Below are 20387 nucleotides of genomic sequence, written 5' to 3' on the forward strand. Positions count from 1 at the left end.
TATCAGTATTCAGGCATGGAACTGTCTTGATCAACGCCAACTCAGGCAATGTATGGTAGCAAACTTTATCTTTCAGGGCGATTCTGGCAAGATGCTCTTAATGCCCGTAGTTTCGCGACCCAAATTTATGCCTAAGGTAAAGAAATCCAGCCCAGATCTCAATCTCAGTGACCCCCAATACTTTTTCAACCGAGAGTTGAGCTGGTTGGAGTTCAATAACCGTGTGCTGCATGAGGCAACGGACTCACGCACGCCATTATTAGAACGCCTGAAGTTCCTGGCTATTTTTAGCGCCAATCTAGACGAATATTTCATGGTGCGAGTCTCAGGCATTCAAGAGCAAATCGAGGCAAAGGTTAGTAAGAAAACGCCGGATGGGCTGGTTCCGCAAGAACAACTTGATAAGATTTACGAACATCTCCGCCCCATGGTGGCGCTTCAGCATCAACTCTTTGAGCAAGAGTTACGTCCACTATTGATGGCTCACGGCATCTCTTTGCTCAATTACATCGATCTCAATCAAGAGCAACGCGCCTTTTTAGAAGACTATTTTGAAGAGCGGATCTTTCCGGTGCTCACGCCTCTGGCAGTCGATCCGGCACACCCATTTCCGCGCATTTCCAACCTCAGCCTCAATCTGGCAGTGGTCGTTAAAGATCCTGAAACCCAGGAAGAGCATTTTGCCAGGGTCAAGGTGCCCAATATTCTGCCCCGATTTCTCAGTTTTCCTAAGGAATTGCAGCCACAGGAACAGACCAGTGCATGGACAGGCGTTCCCTTAGAACAAGCGATCGCTCATAACTTGGCATCCCTTTTTCCCGGAATGAATATTCAGGAATACTACTTCTTTCGCGTCACCCGTGATGCTGATTTTGAAGTACAGGAAGATGAAGGCGATGATTTACTATTGGCGATCGAACAAGAACTGCGCAAGCGACGGTTGGGTGGCTTTGTGGTGCGTCTAGAAATTCAAGCTTCGACCCCCGACTGGATTCGTCAAACCCTGATGGAAGAGTTGGATCTGGTCGAAAATGATGTCTATGAAGTAGATGGCTTGCTAAATCTCAAGGATCTATTCTTTTTCACGTCTCTGCCTTTACCCGAGTTGAAAGATCCACCCTGGTCGCCCGTTGTACCGTCTCGATTGAAGCACTTCAGCCCCCTCGACTCTGACAACGTCATGTTAGAAGCTGAAGAGAAAGAAGACATTTTTAGCATCATTCGTCGTCGAGATTTACTGGTACACCATCCCTATGAATCATTTTCGGCATCGGTACAACAATTCATCACCCACGCGGCGTGTGACCCAGATGTACTTGCTATCAAAATGACGCTGTATCGTACATCGGGTGATTCACCGATTGTTAAAGCGTTGATTACGGCTGCTGAAAATGGCAAACAAGTCGTTGCCCTGGTAGAGTTAAAAGCCCGGTTTGATGAAGCCAATAATATTAGCTGGGCGCGCAAGTTAGAAGATGCGGGCATTCATGTGGTGTATGGGTTAGTCGGGCTAAAGACCCACACCAAGGTCTTACTGGTGGTACGTCACGAAAAGGATAAGATTCGCCGATATGTTCACATTGGCACAGGTAACTATAATCCCAAAACAGCCGGACTGTATACCGATTTGGGCTTGCTCAGTTGTCGAGAAGACCTGGGTGCTGATTTATCTGATTTATTTAACTACTTGACCGGATATTCACGGCAACAGATCTATCGCAAGCTATTAGTAGCACCTGTCGGACTGCGCGATCGCATGATTGCTCTGATTCAGCGTGAAATGGAACAGGTAAAAAACGGCAATCCCGGACATATCATTGCCAAAATGAATTCTCTTGTGGATCCCACCATCATTCACACCCTCTACGCAGCATCTCAACTAGGGGTTGAAATTGATTTGATTGTCCGGGGTATTTGCTGTTTGCGTCCCGGTCTAAAAGGCATTAGCGACAACATTCGGGTGATTAGCATCGTTGGACGGTATTTAGAACACTCCCGGATTTTCTATTTCCACAACAATGGTGAAGCCGAAGTGTTGATTGGCAGTGCCGACTGGATGCCGCGCAATCTTGATCGACGAGTCGAAGCGATCGCACCTATCGAAGATCCAGGCGTCTTAAAACAACTCAAAGACATCCTTGATATCTTGCTGTCCGACAATCGTCATGCCTGGGAACTACAACCCGATGGTCGTTACATTCAGCGTCGCCCACAATCAGACGCAGAAGAACGTAGCGCTCAAACATTACTGATGGAAAAAACACTGAAATCATCCACTATTTCTGTTTAAAAAGTTACAGATTTTTAGACGTTATTGTCTCAATTTTCAGTTCATCTTGAGATCGGCGTTTACACTCATTCTTCGTCTATCTATCTATCTCAAATGTTTTGTGAGAACCGCACCCCTGCGGGGTGCGGTTCTCACAAGATACCAATCTCACAACTGATTTAGGCATGCTATAGCCGTGTGAAATAACCTGCCCGAAGGGCAGGTTATTTCACACCTTATTTAGGATTGCTACATATAGCAATTCTCAAGGGCGTGAACTACAAGGTATTGGGTGAGACCCGTGATCTATCCAGGTGCAAAGCACTATAAAAGATAGCTTGAAGATGAGAAATGTCAATAAAACTACATGTCTTCCTCAGAAAACTTACTGATAGCAACTCAGAGTTAATTTAAACCTGAAGGAAGAGGAGCGATCGCAATTTCGCCGTTAGAATATCACCAACAACTGATCGAGTTTTACTATTGGTAACTGCCCTGTTTTTCACACCCCAATACTCAAACTCAAGGATCGTTAGACAAACTCGATCTAGCCGTGCGATCGCAGCTATTTTGATTTAAACAAACGCTGTAAAAACCGCACCCCTTGTCATATTCAACCAACATTATCTTGTCTTATGGTTGTCGCAACTCTTCCGCAAACTACACCTCTATCGAGCGAAGAACTCCGGAAAATGAATGCCTATTGGCGGGCTGCCAATTATCTTTCCGTTGGGCAAATTTATCTCCTCGATAACCCCCTTTTGCAAGAACCCCTCCAGCTTGACCATATCAAACCTCGACTGCTAGGACATTGGGGCACCACACCCGGACTCAACTTTATCTACGTCCATCTCAACCGGATGATCAAAAAATATGATCTCGACATGATCTATATTGCAGGTCCCGGTCATGGGGGTCCCGGTCTGGTTGCCAACACCTATCTGGAAGGCACTTACAGCGAATACTATCCCAACATCTCGCAAGACACCGAAGGCATCCGCCATCTGTTCAAACAGTTTTCCTTTCCGGGGGGCATTCCCAGCCACGTTGCCCCAGAAACACCCGGTTCTATTCATGAAGGTGGCGAACTGGGCTATGCCGTGTCTCATGCCTATGGTGCCGCATTTGACAATCCCAATCTGATTGTGGCGTGCGTAGTCGGTGATGGAGAAGCAGAAACGGGACCGTTAGCCAGCAGTTGGCATTCCAATAAATTTCTTAATCCTGCCCGTGATGGCGCAGTGCTACCAATTTTGCATCTCAACGGTTATAAAATCGCCAACCCCACCGTGCTGGCACGATTGAGCCATGACGAACTGGAAAGCTTGTTTATTGGCTATGGCTACAAGCCCTATTTCGTCGAAGGTTCTGATCCCGAAACCATGCATCAACTCATGGCAGCCACATTGGATATCGTTATCCAGGAGATCCAAGATATTCAAACCGATGCTCGCCACAATGGCGTTGCCCAGCGTCCACAATGGCCGTTGATTATCCTCAGGAGTCCTAAAGGATGGACGGGTCCCAAAGAAGTCGATGGCAAGAAAACCGAAGATTCTTGGCGATCGCACCAGGTACCTTTTTCAGAAATGAAGGGCAGTCCTGCGCACGTCAGGTTGCTGGAAGACTGGATGAAAAGCTATAAGCCAGAAGAGTTGTTTGATGCGAACGGGACATTATTACCCGAACTGGCAGACCTGGCTCCTAAAGGACAACGCCGTATGGGTGACAACCCCCATGCCAATGGCGGTTTGTTGCTACGCGACCTGAAAATGCCAGCGTTTGCAGACTATGCCCTGAAAATCGATAAACCTGGCACGACCTACGCCGAAGCCACCCGCGTTATGGGACGGTTTTTGCGCGATGTCATGAAGTTAAATCTAGATAGCCAAAACTTCCGGTTGTTTGGTCCCGATGAAACCGCTTCCAATCGCCTGGGAGATGTGCTGGAGGTTAGCGATCGCACCTGGGTTGCCGAAACCTTGCCCCATGATGAACACCTATCATCCTCCGGTCGGATCATGGAAATCCTCAGCGAACATACCTGTCAGGGTTGGTTAGAAGGCTACTTGTTAACCGGACGACACGGCTTGTTTTCCTGCTATGAAGCCTTCATTCACCTGGTTGATTCGATGTTCAACCAGCACGCCAAGTGGCTCAAAACCACAAACCATATCCCCTGGCGGCGATCGGTTGCGTCCTTAAACTACTTGCTGACCTCTCATGTATGGCGACAAGATCACAACGGCTTCTCCCACCAAGATCCCGGCTTTATCGATCATGTCGTCAATAAAAAAGCAGAAGTCATTCGGGTCTACCTGCCGCCCGATGCCAACACCCTACTATCTGTAACCGATCACTGCTTGCGCAGCCGTCAATATGTCAACGTCATCGTTGCCGGAAAACAACCCGCCTTGCAATACCTCACCATGGATGCTGCCATCAAACATTGCACCAAAGGCATTGGCATTTGGGATTGGGCAAGCAATGACCAGGGGGTAGAACCTGATGTTGTGATGGCATGTGCAGGCGACATCCCAACCCTAGAAACCCTGGCAGCCGTCGATATTCTGCGACAAAACTTCCCCGAACTCAAGATCCGCGTCGTCAATATCGTCAACCTGATGAAGCTTCAACCCGAAAGTGAGCATCCCCACGGACTCAGCGACAAAGATTTCGATAGCCTGTTTACCACAAACAAACCCGTTATCTTCGCGTTTCACGGCTATCCCTGGCTGATTCATCGACTCACCTATCGCCGCACCAATCACAAAAACTTCCACGTTCGGGGGTATAAAGAAGAAGGGACGACAACGACTCCATTTGACATGGTAGTTTTAAACGAACTCGATCGCTTCAGCCTGGTTGATGACGTGATTGATCGCGTTCCCTCCCTGGGTGCTGCCGCTGCCCATGTGAAAGAAATGCTGCACGATAAACTGATTGAACATAAGCATTACGTCACCACCTACGGTGAAGATATGCCCGAAATCCGCGATTGGAAGTGGAGCTATTAAGTCATCGTGAATTAGCAAATCAATGATTTTTTGGGGTGCGGGCGATGCTTGCACCCCAAAAAATCATTGCTTCTTTAAAACTACCCATTGGCGATTTAACAATCGCGACGGATTTAAGGTTGGAAGCGCGGCGACGCCGAGCTGCCAACCTTAAATTTCTGGGGTTTAATTAATTTGTGCTTCTAAAAGTTTAGCCATCGGGGAGGCAGACAGTTACCAGCCTGCTTCGCAGGACTCTCCATTAACACCAGAAATCGCTGAATTAAAACCTGGGAGAGGTGCAGCAATCTACGGTAGCGAGTATTCTGCCTTTTGAGGTTTCTGTAACCTGACGCCATTGAGTTAGAACAGGTGAGGTGTTGAGCACATCAACACCCTGGTTCCGAGCGCACAGCCCCATAAAACATAGCTTCAGGATGAAACAGGCTAATGAAAAATATGTTCAATCGACGAGAAATGCTGTTGGCAACCCTGGCAGCAGGATTTGCGATCGCCGCTCGTCCTATTTCTGCCCAAACTATTACAACGGATGCCGATCAACTGGTTGCGGGTGCCGTCAGTATTCCGGTTGCCGATGGTGAGATTCCTGCTTATCGCGCAATGCCCAACACAGCCGGTTCCTTTCCAGTTATCCTGGTTGTCCATGAAATTTTCGGCGTGCATGAATATATTCAAGATATCTGCCGTCGATTGGCACAGCTAGGCTATCTGGCGATCGCCCCCGAACTATTTGTCCGTCAGGGTGATGTCTCTCAGCTAGAAAGCGTCGAGCAGATTCGCCCGATCGTGGCACAAGTACCCGATGAACAGGTCATGTCTGACTTAGATGCAACCGTCGCCTGGGCAGCCGCTTCTGGACAGGGCGATATCGACCGATTGGGGATTACGGGCTTCTGCTGGGGTGGACGGATCGTTTGGCTCTATGCAGCACACAGCGATCAACTGAAAGCAGGAGTTGCCTGGTACGGACGCTTGGTTGGCGAAGCAACTGAGTTGCAACCCCTCTATCCCCTCGATCTGGCAGCCGAGCTAAAAGCACCTGTATTAGGTCTATATGGCGGCATGGATACAAACATCCCGCTAGATACGGTCGAACAAATGCAAACCGCGATCGCGACTGCCGGGGGATCATCTGAAATCATGGTCTATGCGGATGCGCCCCACGGGTTCCATTCTGATTACCGTCCCAGCTATCGCCAAGATGCTGCCACAGATGCCTGGCAACGCATGCAAGACTGGTTTGACCAGGCGATCGCCCCAACCCCTTCCTAACATCTGCGCAGAAGCATTGCTTAATATCGGGATGAGTTTGAACGTGAAACTGAAGGGTTCACGTTCAAATTCATCTCTGAAATCAGCAACGCCACGCTACCAATCCTCCTGACTAGTACACCAACTTAAAAGTTTTAGAGGGGGTGGAGGGGGTAAAACCCCCTCTTGATGGCTACGCCCCCAAACCCCCATGTTGCAAAATTTCGTGTTTGCAACACTAGCCACTCGATTCCACAGCATGAGCCGCACAATCTCTCAGCCACAGCCGAATTGCTTGGGCGATCGCACCCTGACTGCTATCTTCGGGCGAAGATGGCGGACTGTCTGCCGGATAGTCTCCTGTACTAGAAAACATCAGCGCCAGTCGCCAACGGTCTTGAGAATAGGTGAGAAACAGCCAGTGATACTCTTGCAACCGCACCCCAACCCCAGAGACATATTGACGCCCAAGGGTGGTAAAAAAGATCTGGCGGGGTTCGTCGTCGCTATCTGACGGTGTATAGAGTCCAGGTCCTAAACTTAAGGGTGCATAGTCGGGCTGTCCAGCAACAATCATGACACCTGGGCGATCGCTCAATTGCGACGGTCTAAACGATCGCTGTACCACCCGATTCGTATAACTGGGTAGATCCCGCAACAATAACGGCACCAGGGTTTCTAAATCTCTGGGACAGGCTTGAGCCGGACGAATAAAATCAGAGGCTTCGGCGATCGCCCCGGCGACAACAGGCTTACCCTGAGATGGATCTGCTGATTTAAGCGGCATTGCGTGCGAAGGCATCGCCAGCCATACTCCTGCGACAACCATACTGGCGACAGCCCAGCCAGCCCGTCCCCAACCGCTCTTACCCAAAATTTTGTCTGGCACCGTCGATCTAGAATCCATTTACACCACCGTTGCCAATTCATCACAAATCCGTTGAAAGGCGATCGCCGGATCAGGTGCCGTTGTAATCGGACGACCAATCACCAGATAATTTGCTCCCGCTTTTAGTGCTGCCGCAGGGGTCAGCGATCGCTTTTGATCTCCCGCTTCTGCCCAACTCGGTCGCACCCCCGGACAAACCAACAAAAAGTCATCCCCACAGGTCTGCCGCAACTGCGCTACTTCCTGCGGCGAACAGACGGCTCCAGACAAACCACTCTCCTGCGCCAGTAGAGCCATCTGGAGCGCATAATCCGGCAATTCTAAGGGAATTTTCAATTCAAACGCTACTGCCCTTGATGTCAGACTGGTCAGCACCGTAATCGCAATTAAATGGGGAGGAGTGCAACCCGCCTGCTCTGCCCCTATCTGAGCTGCTTTTTGGGATGCTTGTAACGCCTCTTTTCCAGCCGCCGCATGAACCGTTGCCAACGTCACCCCATACCCCGCTGCTGCCCGACATGCCCCTGCCATTGTATTCGGGATGTCATGAAATTTCAGGTCTAAAAAAACTTGTTTCTGCCGTTGTTTCAGGGTTTGCAAAATCCCTGCACCCGTACTGACAAACAACTCTAACCCCACCTTCCAAAAGGTAACGTCCGGCAGTTGATCCAACAGCGCGATCGCCGCTGCTTCAGACGGAACATCAAGAGGCACAATAATGCGATCGGCTGGGTTCATAGGAGAAGGATATAAGGATAAAAATGCGTTAAGTACCGAAACAACGTAAATTACTCATGGTTTGGACGTGCGCGCCTTCGGCGCGCACGTCCAAACCATGAGGGATGTCATTATTGCTGGTCATCTACTTTATTCTGTAAACAACGATTCATGCGGTAGAGAGGCAATTTATTGTGTCTCTGCCACCGACACTAGCCACCTAACCTATCAATCGCACAAATCGATTCTTACCTACTTGCAAAACTTTGCCGACGAGGTCAGCGGCAGCGGCAAAGGTGATCTCGATATCTTGGATGCGATCGCCATCCAACCGTACAGCACCCCCCTGGATCTGACGACGACCTTCGCCACTGCTCTTACACAAACCACTGGCAGCCAGAATATAGAACAATTTGGCAGGAAATTGCACGTCCGTCAGGGAAAATTCTGGCACCGCTTCCGCCTGTTTAGCATCGCCCTGCACCAGGGTCAACGCCGCTTTTTGTGCCTCTAATGCCGAGTCTTTACCGTGATAGTGGGTTGTCACTTCCAGGGCAAGTAATTTTTGGCGATCGCGTGGATTTTCCGGTAGCTGATCCAATGGCAAATCGGTCAACAATTCAACATAATCGTTGATCAACCGATCTGGTGTCTTCTCCAACTTTGAGTACATACTCAAGGCATCTTCGCTCATGCCGACATAGTTGCCCAGCGACTTCGACATTTTTTGCACCCCATCCGTTCCCAACAACAGGGGTAACAACAAGCCAAACTGCGGACGTAGGTTAAAATGGCGCTGCAAATCTCGCCCGACTGCCAGGTTAAATTTTTGATCTGTGCCACCCAACTCCACATCTGCCTGCACCGCGACCGAATCGTAACCCTGCATCAACGGATACAAAAATTCATGCAAATAAACCGGCGTTTGTTTTTCATAGCGCTCGGCAAATCCTTCTTTGGCAAGCATTTGTCCTACCGTCATGGTTGCCAAAAGGTCTAAAATTTTGACCAAATCTAGCTGCGACAGCCATTCCGAGTTATAGCGAATCTCTAACCGTCCCGGTGTCTCAAAATCTAAAATCGGGCGCACCTGGTCTAAATAGGTCTCGGCATTCTGGCGCACCTGCTCTGCTGTCAACTGTTTCCGCACTTCCGACTTACCCGTCGGATCCCCAATCTGAGCCGTAAAATCACCAATAATCAAGACAGCCGTATGACCAGCATCCTGAAATGCTCTTAATTTGCGGAATACAATGCTATGCCCCAGGTGAATCTCAGTGCCCGTTGGATCGATCCCCAATTTTACCCGTAAGGGGCGATCGCTTTGGAGCAGGCGTTGCGCCAGATTTTCATCTAAATTTTGAGACTCGGGCTGATCTGGAAAAATTTCAACAGTTCCCCGATACAGCCACGCCAGCGAAGAATTAATATTTGAGGGTTGCTCAAGAGCCATAATTGGCACATATCCATCTAAATTCGTTAAACTCACTGAGTAATATACCGTGACAGATCAAAACCTTTGGTGTCACAGGCTGGAATCCAGCCGTCAAATCCCTCTCCAGGAATGACGCTCACCCATCCATCCTGCCAAAGGCGTTTAGCTGGCACAGGATATGCAATCGTGAAAGATTGACTCAGTAAATATCCAAACTACTACACTTAGGATCGTGGATTTAAGAAAACCAAAGATTTCTTTTTGGCGGCGCGGCGACGCCACTCTGACAAAAATAGGCTTCCGGGTTTTAATTAATTTGTAATCCTTAAATCATCGACGTTATTTAATTCCTATTCCTGAGGATCACAGATTAATTAACCTGTCGCTTTCTCAAAAAGCATCAACTGCTTCGTCATGTCTCGCCTCTACGCGCTATCTAATTGCTGAAGTAAATTCAGTTTATGTGAATATTATTGGGACATCTGCGGATAGATTTCGACAATGCCCCTATCATAGGAGCTTCCCTGCTCTCTGATCTGAATGAACGATAACTACCTCCTCTAGTGCGAAATAGAACCGTGTCTTCTAATACAGCCAGTCAGCGCCCAGGACAGCCTAAGAAAAAGCCCTACAACAAACCTCCCACTACTAAAAAAAAGAAACCCGATGATGAGATTGCCCCAGTAGTGCAGTTTGTCCAGGCAGTCGGCAAGGTCACGGCGGGAACCCTTCTGGGCGTCACCATGTTGACGAGTTCTGTGATCGCAGGGGGATTGGTTGGGCTGGCTATTAGCTTCCGCAACTTACCGGATGTCCGGGTTCTGCGCAACTACGTTCCCGCAGAAACGACGTACATTTATGACATCAACGGAACGTTACTGCAAAGCATCCACGATGAAGCTAACCGTAAAGTAGTCGATCTCGATGAGATCTCGCCGGATTTAAAGCGGGCAGTGCTTGCCATCGAAGATAGCCGATTTTATCAGCACCACGGGATCAACCTCACCAGCATCATGCGGGCATTACTTGCCAACCTGGCAGAAGGGCAAACCGTTGAAGGGGGCTCTACACTCACCATGCAGTTGGTGAAGAACTTATTTCTCACCCCAGAGCGATCGATCAGTCGAAAAGTTGCCGAAGCCGTCTTGTCTCTTCGGGTTGAACAAGTTTTTGATAAAAACCAGATCTTAGAAGTCTATCTCAACCAGGTGTATTGGGGTCACAATACCTACGGTGTAGAAACCGCAGCCGAAAGCTATTTCAACAAATCAGCATCAGATCTGACCCTGGCAGAATCAGCCATGATGGCAGGGCTCATCCAAGCACCTGAAGAATTTAGCCCCTTTGTGGATTACCAACTGGCCAAACGCCGACAGGCGATCGTCCTGCGTCGGATGCGCCAGCTCAACTGGATTACAGACGCCGAAGAACAAGCGGCCCTCAAACAACCCCTGCGCCTGGGTCAAATTACCTCGTTTCAACAAAGTCAGGCTCCCTACGTCACAGAAGCCGTCGTCCAGGAATTAATCGATCGCTTTGGGCAAGATGCCGTGCTCAAAGGTGGAATGCGAGTACAGACGACTATTGACCTGAACCTGCAACGTCTGGCAGAACAAACCGTCAGAGACGAACATCCAGCGTTACAATCGCGCGTCCGAGCAGATCAAATGGCACTCGTGGCGATCGATCCCAGAACCCACTTTGTTAAAGCTATGGTGGGTGGAGTCGATTACAATGCCAGCCAATATAACCGTGCGATTCAAGCCTTGCGCCAGCCCGGCTCTGCCTTCAAACCCTTCGTTTACTACGCTGCCTTTGCCAGCGGTCGGTACACACCCGATTCCACTATCAACGACAGTCCTGTCACTTATCCAGATGGGTACAAAAGCTACTCACCTCGCAACTATGATGGACGTTTTTACGGTCCGATGAGCATCCGAAAAGCATTAGAGCTTTCCCGAAATGTTCCAGCCATCCGATTAGGACAAGAAGTTGGCATCGATCGCGTCATCGAAATTTGTCGCACCTTAGGAATCAAAAGTCCTATTCAGCCTGTCACCTCCCTACCCCTGGGCGCAGTTGATCTAACCCCCATGGAAATGGCATCTGCCTATGCAACCTTTGCCAATGGCGGCTGGAAATCTGACACAACCTTCATCGTTCAAGTAACCGATAGTTCCGGGCAAGTGTTGTTGAACAACACCCCCCATCCCCAATTGGTGCTCGATCCCTGGGCAGTCGCAGCCCTCAACGATACCCTACAGGGAGTAATCGATCGAGGTACAGGTACTGCCGCAAGAATCGATCGCCCGGCCGCTGGTAAAACGGGAACCACCTCTGACCAACGAGATATCTGGTTCGTTGGCTACGTTCCTCAACTCTCCGTTGCCATCTGGGTTGGCAATGACGATTACAGCCCACTCAGAGGCGGTTCCACCGGAGGCACATTCGTCGCACCCGTCTGGAAACGGTTTATGGAACAAGCCTTACAAGATACACCTGTAGAAACCTTCCGCCCCATGTCAGAGTTTCCCAAACCCTGATCCTATAGCGCTACGCACTTACAGCCATTTTCAATTGATTAAGCCACAGATTTTTTGTTGTGTGCCGCGCGGAGCGCGGCACACAACAAAAAATCTAAACATATTCAAGCGCGAAGCGCTGTAGGTCAGGACAGGGTGCAGGGGTAAAACCGTTGCATGGGGCACCGCCCCACACCCCAACGTCCTGACGTGAAAACATAACGCTATAGGGCTTTGCGCTTGGATAAATTTTACGGTTGTGTGAGAGCCGCGCTTCGTGCAGTTCTCACACAACCGCTTGCACATTACGCCCTTGAGAATTGCTATGGGCTTTGAAAGCCTTTCTCAGATGAATAGACGGACATAGACCGTCTCAGGTCTTCATCTTTTGTCGAATAAACACCAAAATTTGATGAACCTGTTTTCTCAAACTATCTAACTCTTTGCGCAGCTGAGTATTTTGCTCTGTTAGACTTTGAACTTCAGCCTTTAACTCCTGCACCTCATCACGCTGAGTTGCTTTTTCTATCGTCGCCTGTTTTGTCTCTGGAAGTTGAGTCAGCGTTGCAGCAGACAAGTGCCCATTCGACAGCTGAGCTACAGACAGTTCTGTTTTCAAAATTTGCTGGCGTTGTCGGGCTTTGCCGTTAGCGATCTTGATGGCTTTGATCAAGACATCAGCGTCAAACGGCTTCGCCAAAAACTCAAAGTACGTGAAGAGTTCAGGTACTGCCTTTTCGACATCTTCCCGACGCCCTGACATCATCACGACAGGAATATTCTTTAATTTAGGATGATCTTGAATTTTCTGAACAACTTCCCATCCATTCATCCGGGGCATAAAAAAATCTAACAAAATTAGATTAGGGCGTTTTTGAATGATGGTATCCAGAGCTTCCATGCCGTCTTGGGCTTCTAAGACTTCGAAGTTACCCTTCGGCAGCATGTCTTTAATCTGCATCCGAATGGTTTTGCTGTCGTCAACAATCAGGATCTTCTGATTTGCCATAGCTGACAAAGGTCTGAATGACGTAGATAAAGGTTTAACCGAGAAGCCCCTGATCAAAAAAATTAAGATGCAATCGCTCTATGAAATTAAATACTGGCGTTAAAAATCTGAGCCGACTCACAGTTCAAAATACCCGGTTCTCAGGCTGGAGTGATCACAAACAATTGAGCTTATCCTTAATTGGAATAAGTACGATGGCTTGCCTTGCTCTTTAATATATATTCCCTTCCATCTATTAATCATCCGGATTTCCCATGACCAACCCTAAATCTTGTTAACGTTTGATGATTTGATAAATTGCCAAACCTCAGATGATTAACCCATCAACACTTGTGCTAGAAACACCACTAAACCTATGGTGTCTCGCGACGGGATAAATGACGGGTGTTGAGAGAGACACACTTCGCACCATTCTCTTTCAACACCGTACGCTTCACGCCATATTTATTTTTGAAAGCGCGGCGGAGCCGCGCTTTCAAAAATAAACGTCCGGTTTTTAATTAACTCGTGATCCTTAGATCGTGTAAAGAGAGATTAAGTAACGTTTAATGTCACGGGCTAGAAGCAAAAACTTACCTCTGTTATTCTACGGAATAAGCTGAAGCGCTTAGTTTTGTAGCGTAAGCAACATTATTTTTATCTTTGTCAGTCGCTCATCGTTTGAGCAAAGCAGCATCGCCAGGACGTCGATCGTGGCATATGCCGTTTAGATAAATTCCTAAAACAAAATTAATTGAATAATATCTGAAGAGTCTTTTGCTAACGCATCGATTCTGCAACGTCCGAGTCATTGGCTTTGAGTGTCAGATTTTGATCGTTACTCAAGCTGAACCCTCGGTTTTAGTCACACTCTGACCTCAGCCTTTCTCAACGTTTAGTATTACATTTCATTGGACAATGATTAAGAAGTATCCGTTTGAATGGGTTCAAGCTTGGTGTCGAGACAATGGTTGGACTGACCTGTTTGTCGAACGCCGTTCTTACTGGGCATTTCCACCCCAAGCCGTGCTACCAGTTCCCATTCCGGATGATGCGCTGAGAACGATTAAAGCAGAGCGTGGGTTAAGTCCTGATGAAAGAATTTGGCGAACGGCAGCATGGGTTGCCGCAAGTTTGGGTGCTATTTTTACCTATTACCTGGAATGTCCTTTACCGTTAATTGCAGCTTTTGCTTTCTGTGCGGTGGTTGTCGCTTTGATGGAAGATGAGTGAGTGATTTTAGGAACGCAAAGGCGAAATCTTTGCGCGCCTAATAAAGTTGCAACGCTCCGGCGCGATCGCTTTACCTCCCTGAACAGTCTTAAAAATGGCATAGTTTTTAGTTGCCCGGTTGTTTCAGGGTTTTGTCCCAACAGCAACCGGGCAATAATCGTGTGAAAAAACAGAATTAAACAAACATCCAATTAACTATCTGCACCATGCGCCCAGAATCAGGAGGGTCATGAGTGTGAAAGCGACGCGACGCGTCGCTTTCACACTCATTATCTGTTCTAAGGTCATCGCGTAAGGCTATAGTCAATTGGTTGGCGCAGTTTGGCAGAGTATAGAATAGGACTGGCAGTAAAGAAGGATATGGGTTGCGTTCTGTATCAAGCATTTCACACCATACTCTTTTAAAGACCTTTTTTTAATGGTTCCAGGAAGATGTTTAGGAGAGTTTCAGATGACTGAACAACCAGAAGCTCGTGCTCTATTTCGGGCAGCGTACGAGAATCGCTATACCTGGGACAAAAACTTCCCTGGCTATACGGCTGATGTAACGCTGCGGCAAGGTGATGAGGTTTACACTGCCAAGATTAGTGTGACTCGCGATTTAAATACAGATGTCTCTGAGATCGCGGATGAGCAAGCAAAGCAGTCGATTTTGGGTCAAGTTCGCGAAATCGCCATCCATCGTATCCGGAGAACATTTGATGAAACTCACGGGAAAAATACTTTCTCGTTTGGAGAAACCGATGAAACGGGTGCCGTTGAGATCGTAGTAGGGGGCAAGTCAGAAGGCGATCGCTACAAAGTACGAAATAACGAGGTTTGCATGGTACATCGCCATATCCATGGCATTGTTGTCACCATCAATACCTTTAGCAGCCACAATACAGGCGAGGGTTATCTGTCCCATCGCTATGACTCTGTATACCACGATCCCAAAACAGGTGAATTGAAGGGTTCCAGTGAATTTGAAGACAACTATGAGAAAGTGGGTGATTATTTCGTTCTGACTCAGCGAATTATTCACAACACTCAAGAAGAACCCAAAACCACCACTGAATTTAGTTTCTCGAACATCAAATTGTTGGCACCGGCATTAGTCTAGTAGCTAGTGGCTATTAGCAATTCGTTATGGGCTAACAGCCAATAACTCCCTTCCCCAGTAAAATTTAAAGTAGCGCGATCGCTTGCAAGGTGAACTATGCAAACAATGGAACTGACGAATGACAATGTAGAGAAAGTATTGGACGAGTTACGTCCTTACTTGATGTCTGACGGTGGCAACGTCGAACTCGTCGAACTCGATGGTCCAATCGTAAAGTTGCGCTTACAGGGCGCTTGTGGGTCCTGTCCCAGTTCTGCAATGACCCTAAAAATGGGTATTGAGCGCAAACTGCGAGAATGTATCCCTGAAATTGCTGAAGTTGAACAAGTTATTTAGGATCACGCACACCCTTTAGATAGTTGTGTTGGAGTGCGCGGCAGTGCCGCGCACTCCAACACAAACGCTTGGGCTTATTAAATTTAAGATCCTGAGATGCTTTAACTTCCGCTTAATAGTAAAGTTAGGATGGCTGTAGACAATAGGTTTTAATGTAGGGAAGGCGATGGAGTCTTCCCTCGTTTGTTTTTTATCCAGGCTGCTTCTGACGACTATGCCACATCCCCTCTACGTTGCTTTCATCTGGCACCAACACCAACCTCTGTACAAAAGTCGGACAGCGGGGCAATACCGATTGCCCTGGGTACGATTGCACGGCACAAAAGATTATCTAGATCTGGTGCTGATGCTAGAGCGCTACCCTAAATTACACCAGACGGTCAATTTGGTGCCCTCGTTGATCATGCAAATTGAGGATTATGTCGCAGGAACAGCGTTTGATCCTTACCTATCGTTAGCACTCATGCCGACTGAGCATTTGGCTCAGGAGCAAAAGCAATTTATTGTTGATCACTTTTTTGACGGCAACCATCGCACCCTCGTCGATCCCCATCCTCGCTACGCAGAACTGTTTCAGCAACGCCAGGATAAAGGTCATGGTTGGTGTGTAGAACACTGGAACGCACAGGATTTTAGCGACCTGCTGGCATGGCACAACCTGGCTTGGATCGATCCTTTATTCTGGGATGATGCCGAGATCGATCACTGGCTCAAACAAGACCGAAATTTTAGCCTGAGCGATCGCCAACGGATTTACAGTAAACAACAAGATATCCTGAGTCGCATCATTCCTCAGCATCGCAAGATGCAAGAAACAGGGCAGTTAGAAGTAACCACAACCCCTTACACCCACCCGATCTTGCCATTGCTGGCAGATACCAATGCCGGACGGGTGGCAGTCCCTGAGATGACCCTGCCACATCAGCGCTTTCAGTGGGAAGAAGACATTCCTCGGCATCTCAGAAAATCCAAGGAAATGTATAAAGACCGCTTTGGCTGTGAACCTCGTGGCTTATGGCCTTCAGAACAATCTGTCAGTCCAACGATCCTACCCTATGTGGCAGAACAAGGGTTTCAATGGTTGTGTTCTGATGAAGCGGTTTTAGGCTGGACTATCAAACACTTCTTCCATCGGGATGGATCAGGGAATGTCCTCGAACCTGAGTTGATGTATCGTCCCTATCGCTTAGAAACAGAAAAAGGAGATCTGGCGATCGTTTTCCGTGATCACCGTTTGTCTGACCTGATTGGCTTTACCTATGGCGCGATGGAACCTCAACAGGCAGCCATCGATTTGATTGGGCACTTAGAGGCGATCGGGCGATCGCTAAAATCGCATCAAACCAGCGGCAGTACTGCCTTAGAACAACCCTGGCTGGTGACGATTGCACTCGACGGCGAAAACTGTTGGGAATACTACGCCCAAGACGGCAAACCTTTCCTGGAATCTCTCTATAAGAGTTTGAGCGAACAGGAGGGGATCAAACTTGTCACCGTTTCAGAATTTATTCAACAATTTCCACCCACCGAAACGTTACCCACTGCCAATCTCCACAGTGGCTCTTGGGTCGATGGCAACTTTACTACCTGGATTGGCGATCCGGCAAAAAATCGTGCCTGGGATCTACTGACCCAAGCCCGACAAGTCCTGGCGAATCATCCAGAAGCCACCGAAGACGCCAACCCCGAAGCCTGGGAAGCCCTCTACGCTGCCGAAGGTTCCGACTGGTTTTGGTGGTTTGGGGAAGGGCATTCCTCCAACCAGGATGCCATGTTCGATCAACTATTTCGAGAGCACCTTGCTGCCCTCTATACCGCTCTCAACGAACCTGTTCCCGCCGACGTTCGCCATCCTGTAGAAGTCCATGCCGCCCAGGGTGACCACCCACCTCAAAGTTTTATCCACCCCATTATCGACGGTCGCGGCGACGAGCAAGATTGGGACAAAGCGGGACGTATCGAAGTAGGTGGTGCACGCGGCACCATGCACCGGAGCAGCTTGATCCAGCGTATCTGGTACGGTGTAGACCACTTAAACTTCTACCTCCGCCTGGATTTCAAAACAGGGGTCAAGCCGGGAGTAGATCTACCATCTGAATTGCACGTCTTGTGGTTCTATCCCGATCGCCCAATGCACAACAGTCCCGCTCCTCTCGCAGAAGTGCCGGACGACGCGCCGATGAATTATCTATTCCATCACCATCTCGGCATTAACCTGGTGACCAAAGCAACCTGGTTCCAGGAAGCTGGAGAACATTATCAATGGCACTCTCATCACACGCGGGCGCAAGTTGGGCTGGATTCTTGCCTGGAAATTGCTATCCCTTGGGCAGATATGCCGCATGCTGAACCGGACTGGTCACTGCGAATCGTCGCCATGCTGGCAGATGAAGGGCGATTTGTAAATTATTTGCCAGAAGATGCCCTGATCCCGGTGAATGTGCCGTAGGTGAAGAGGGTGAAGGAATAAAGGGATAAAGGGATAAAGGGATAAAAGGATAAAAGGATAAAAGTAGGGATCTGAAACAGTGTGCTACTAGTAAAACTTTTCAAACATTCTCTAATTGCTATTAGCCAATCGCTAACTCCTGACACCTAACCCCTAATAGAGATATCCTTATGTATTGGCATGGCAGTGAGCAGCCAAAAATCTGAGGGAAGTTCGTGATAGATCTGAAATTAATACGAGAGAACCCAGAAACGGTTCAAGAACGCCTGAGTTTGCGAGGCAATTACGATCTAAAACCGATTCTGGAACTAGATCAACAGCAACGAATGCTGGAAATGGAGCGATCGCAACTCCAGGCACGCAGCAACGAAATTGGTAAGCTGGTGGGTCAAAAAGTAAAATCTGGAATTGATCCTCAAAGCCAGGAGGTTCAGGGACTGCGTGAGGAAGGCAACCAGATCAAAGCCCAACTGAGCGAATTAGAACCGCGAGAAAAGGATCTAAAAGCCCAGGTAGACGCTATTTTGATGACCATCCCCAATCTTCCTAGCGAATCGACTCCGATAGGCAAAACGGAGGATGACAATGTTGAGGTGCGTCGTTGGGGTGACGAGTATCTACCCCAAAATCCCAACATTCTGCCGCACTGGGAAATTGGTGAGACATTGGGCATTTTGAATTTTGAGCGATCGGCAAAAATAGCCCAAAGTCGTTTCGTCACATTGATCGGCGCAGGAGCAGCATTAGAACGGGCATTGATCCAATTTATGCTTGATCAACACCTGAAAGCAGGCTTCATCGAAGTGCTGCCGCCCTATCTGATCAATACGGCATCGCTGACAGCATCCGGGCAGTTGCCTAAATTTGCTGATGAAAGCTTTAAGTGCGATCGCGATGATCTATGGCTGACCCCTACCGCAGAAGTACCCGTTACCAGCCTCTATCGAGACGAAATTTTATCAGCAGACAATCTACCCATTTACCATTGCGCTTTTACCCCTTGCTTCCGACGTGAAGCCGGTAGCTATGGGCGAGACACACGCGGCTTAATTCGTCTGCACCAATTCCATAAAGTAGAACTGTTCAAGTTCGTCCACCCTGACACCTCAGCCGATGAGTTAGAATCATTGACTCAAAGCGCCGAGGCTATCCTAGAAGCCTTGAAGCTGCCCTACCGAGTCATTGCACTATGCACAGGCGACTTGGGCTTTGCCTCTGGCAAAACCTACGATTTAGAAGTTTGGCTACCTTCATCGGGCAAATATCGCGAGATCTCCAGTTGTTCCAACTGCTTCGACTTTCAAGCACGTCGCGCCAATCTCCGGTTTAAAGAAGCTGGAAAAAAAGGAACCCAACTTCTCCATACCCTTAATGGATCAGGGCTAGCCGTAGGGCGCACAATGGCAGCTATCCTGGAAAACTACCAACAACCAAACGGCACCATTCTCTTGCCCGAAGCCTTACGACCATATCTGGGCAGAGACGTGTTGTAAACACTTCAGTAGAACCAAGGTTAGCACTGAAAATCATAAAAAAAGGGGCGATATACATCGCCCCTTTTAGATTTAATTATAAATCAGCTAAACAGCCTGTCGGGAGACGAACTTCTCAAAGTGAGCCTGGGTTTGATGCAGGAGTTGTTCGCGGCTATCAGCAGTCTGGGTCAAGGTGGGGACAAGATTACGAGCCTGAAGCGCCATGTGAAGCTGAAGATGGGCAACATACTGGCTAAAATCTTCACGACAAGAAGGGTTGGAGATGGGATCAGCGTGCAAAGCCAAAGTGTTCTTCCTCTCTAAACTCATGTGAAGTGGGTCAACGGTTAAAAAACTATCATGTCACACTAGCCGACTTCTCAATTTGCAATGAAGCGTAACTATTGAAGCACAAGTATTGAGAAATATAAATAATCAGACTGAAAAGCATATTGGACTTTGTACAAAAAGTGATCTGCAATCTTATTTGATTCAAGGCTTGTGCAACGCTCCACCCCAAGGAATCATACCAAAAGTGAGTACTGCACCTTACACAAAGACCGTTGGCGATCAGGTTAAGTTTCATCCTCGCAACTTGATGACGGTTTGGCTGCGGCACTTAGAGCAGCATACCCCTATTAAGCCAATATTAAGCCAAAACTAGCTAAATCGAAAAAGGTCACCTGATGCTACTCATCAGATGA

The 20387-nt window shown here is 48.3% G+C and carries 15 protein-coding genes; 10 read left to right on the forward strand and 5 right to left on the reverse strand.

The window, feature by feature from the left end; translation table 11 throughout:
- Positions 1-127 precede the first annotated feature (127 nt).
- The 3 genes from ppk1 (at position 128) to ACR6Z4_RS08205 (ending at position 6558) form a co-directional block, all read left to right on the forward strand.
- Complete coding sequence (gene ppk1 / locus ACR6Z4_RS08195) at positions 128-2290, forward strand: polyphosphate kinase 1 (RefSeq protein ID WP_479716773.1); 2163 nt, start codon at positions 128-130, stop codon at positions 2288-2290.
- A gap of 614 nt (positions 2291-2904) precedes the next feature.
- Positions 2905-5286 carry a phosphoketolase family protein gene (locus tag ACR6Z4_RS08200; RefSeq protein WP_479716754.1) on the forward strand — a complete coding sequence of 794 codons (2382 nt, stop codon included), beginning with the start codon at positions 2905-2907 and terminating at the stop codon, positions 5284-5286.
- Between the two features lie 429 nt (positions 5287-5715).
- Entirely contained in the window at positions 5716-6558 is an 843-nt protein-coding gene (locus ACR6Z4_RS08205; RefSeq protein WP_479716755.1) for a dienelactone hydrolase family protein, read from the forward strand.
- A 217-nt stretch (positions 6559-6775) separates the two neighbouring features.
- Here ACR6Z4_RS08205 and ACR6Z4_RS08210 read toward each other — a convergent pair whose 3' ends face one another.
- The 3 genes from ACR6Z4_RS08210 to tyrS all read right to left on the reverse strand — a co-directional run bounded on the left by ACR6Z4_RS08210 (position 6776) and on the right by tyrS (position 9596).
- On the reverse strand, positions 6776-7444 hold the full coding sequence (locus tag ACR6Z4_RS08210; protein ID WP_479716756.1) for a hypothetical protein: 669 nt from the start codon (positions 7442-7444) through the stop codon (positions 6776-6778).
- On the reverse strand, positions 7445-8164 hold the full coding sequence (gene pyrF, locus ACR6Z4_RS08215) for an orotidine-5'-phosphate decarboxylase (protein ID WP_479716757.1): 720 nt from the start codon (positions 8162-8164) through the stop codon (positions 7445-7447).
- Between the two features lie 199 nt (positions 8165-8363).
- Positions 8364-9596: a tyrosine--tRNA ligase gene (gene tyrS, locus ACR6Z4_RS08220; protein WP_479716758.1), complete on the reverse strand. Its 1233-nt coding sequence runs from the start codon at positions 9594-9596 to the stop codon at positions 8364-8366.
- Positions 9597-10156: 560 nt separating this feature from the next.
- Here tyrS and ACR6Z4_RS08225 point away from each other — a divergent pair.
- Positions 10157-12121, forward strand: a complete 1965-nt coding sequence (locus ACR6Z4_RS08225; RefSeq protein ID WP_479716759.1) for a transglycosylase domain-containing protein — start codon at positions 10157-10159, stop codon at positions 12119-12121.
- A 352-nt stretch (positions 12122-12473) separates the two neighbouring features.
- Here the strand turns inward: ACR6Z4_RS08225 and ACR6Z4_RS08230 are convergent, their stop codons facing one another.
- Positions 12474-13109 (reverse strand): response regulator, encoded by a 636-nt coding sequence (locus tag ACR6Z4_RS08230; RefSeq protein WP_479716760.1) that lies wholly within the window; start codon positions 13107-13109, stop codon positions 12474-12476.
- Between the two features lie 900 nt (positions 13110-14009).
- On the opposite strand from ACR6Z4_RS08230, the gene ACR6Z4_RS08235 reads away from it, so the two are divergent.
- The 5 genes from ACR6Z4_RS08235 (at position 14010) to serS (ending at position 19701) form a co-directional block, all read left to right on the forward strand.
- Entirely contained in the window at positions 14010-14321 is a 312-nt protein-coding gene (locus tag ACR6Z4_RS08235) for a slr1957 family protein (protein ID WP_479716774.1), read from the forward strand.
- Positions 14322-14772: 451 nt separating this feature from the next.
- Positions 14773-15423, forward strand: a complete 651-nt coding sequence (locus ACR6Z4_RS08240; protein WP_479716761.1) for a DUF3386 domain-containing protein — start codon at positions 14773-14775, stop codon at positions 15421-15423.
- A 96-nt stretch (positions 15424-15519) separates the two neighbouring features.
- Positions 15520-15759, forward strand: coding sequence for a NifU family protein (locus tag ACR6Z4_RS08245; RefSeq protein WP_479716762.1), 240 nt, complete (start codon positions 15520-15522; stop codon positions 15757-15759).
- 214 nt (positions 15760-15973) lie between these two features.
- The gene (locus ACR6Z4_RS08250) at positions 15974-18208 is read left to right on the forward strand and encodes a glycoside hydrolase family 57 protein (RefSeq protein WP_479716763.1); all 2235 of its coding nucleotides are present in this window, start codon (positions 15974-15976) and stop codon (positions 18206-18208) included.
- Positions 18209-18423: 215 nt separating this feature from the next.
- Complete coding sequence (serS, locus tag ACR6Z4_RS08255; RefSeq protein WP_479716764.1) at positions 18424-19701, forward strand: serine--tRNA ligase; 1278 nt, start codon at positions 18424-18426, stop codon at positions 19699-19701.
- 87 nt (positions 19702-19788) lie between these two features.
- On the opposite strand, the gene ACR6Z4_RS08260 is transcribed toward serS, so the two are convergent.
- The gene (locus tag ACR6Z4_RS08260; protein ID WP_479716765.1) at positions 19789-20013 is read right to left on the reverse strand and encodes a hypothetical protein; all 225 of its coding nucleotides are present in this window, start codon (positions 20011-20013) and stop codon (positions 19789-19791) included.
- A 205-nt stretch (positions 20014-20218) separates the two neighbouring features.
- Between ACR6Z4_RS08260 and ACR6Z4_RS08265 the strand changes: the two genes are divergently transcribed.
- Positions 20219-20347 (forward strand): hypothetical protein, encoded by a 129-nt coding sequence (locus ACR6Z4_RS08265; RefSeq protein ID WP_479716766.1) that lies wholly within the window; start codon positions 20219-20221, stop codon positions 20345-20347.
- Positions 20348-20387 lie beyond the last annotated feature (40 nt).

The sequence above is a fragment of the Calyptranema fuscum S582 genome (assembly GCF_055793305.1).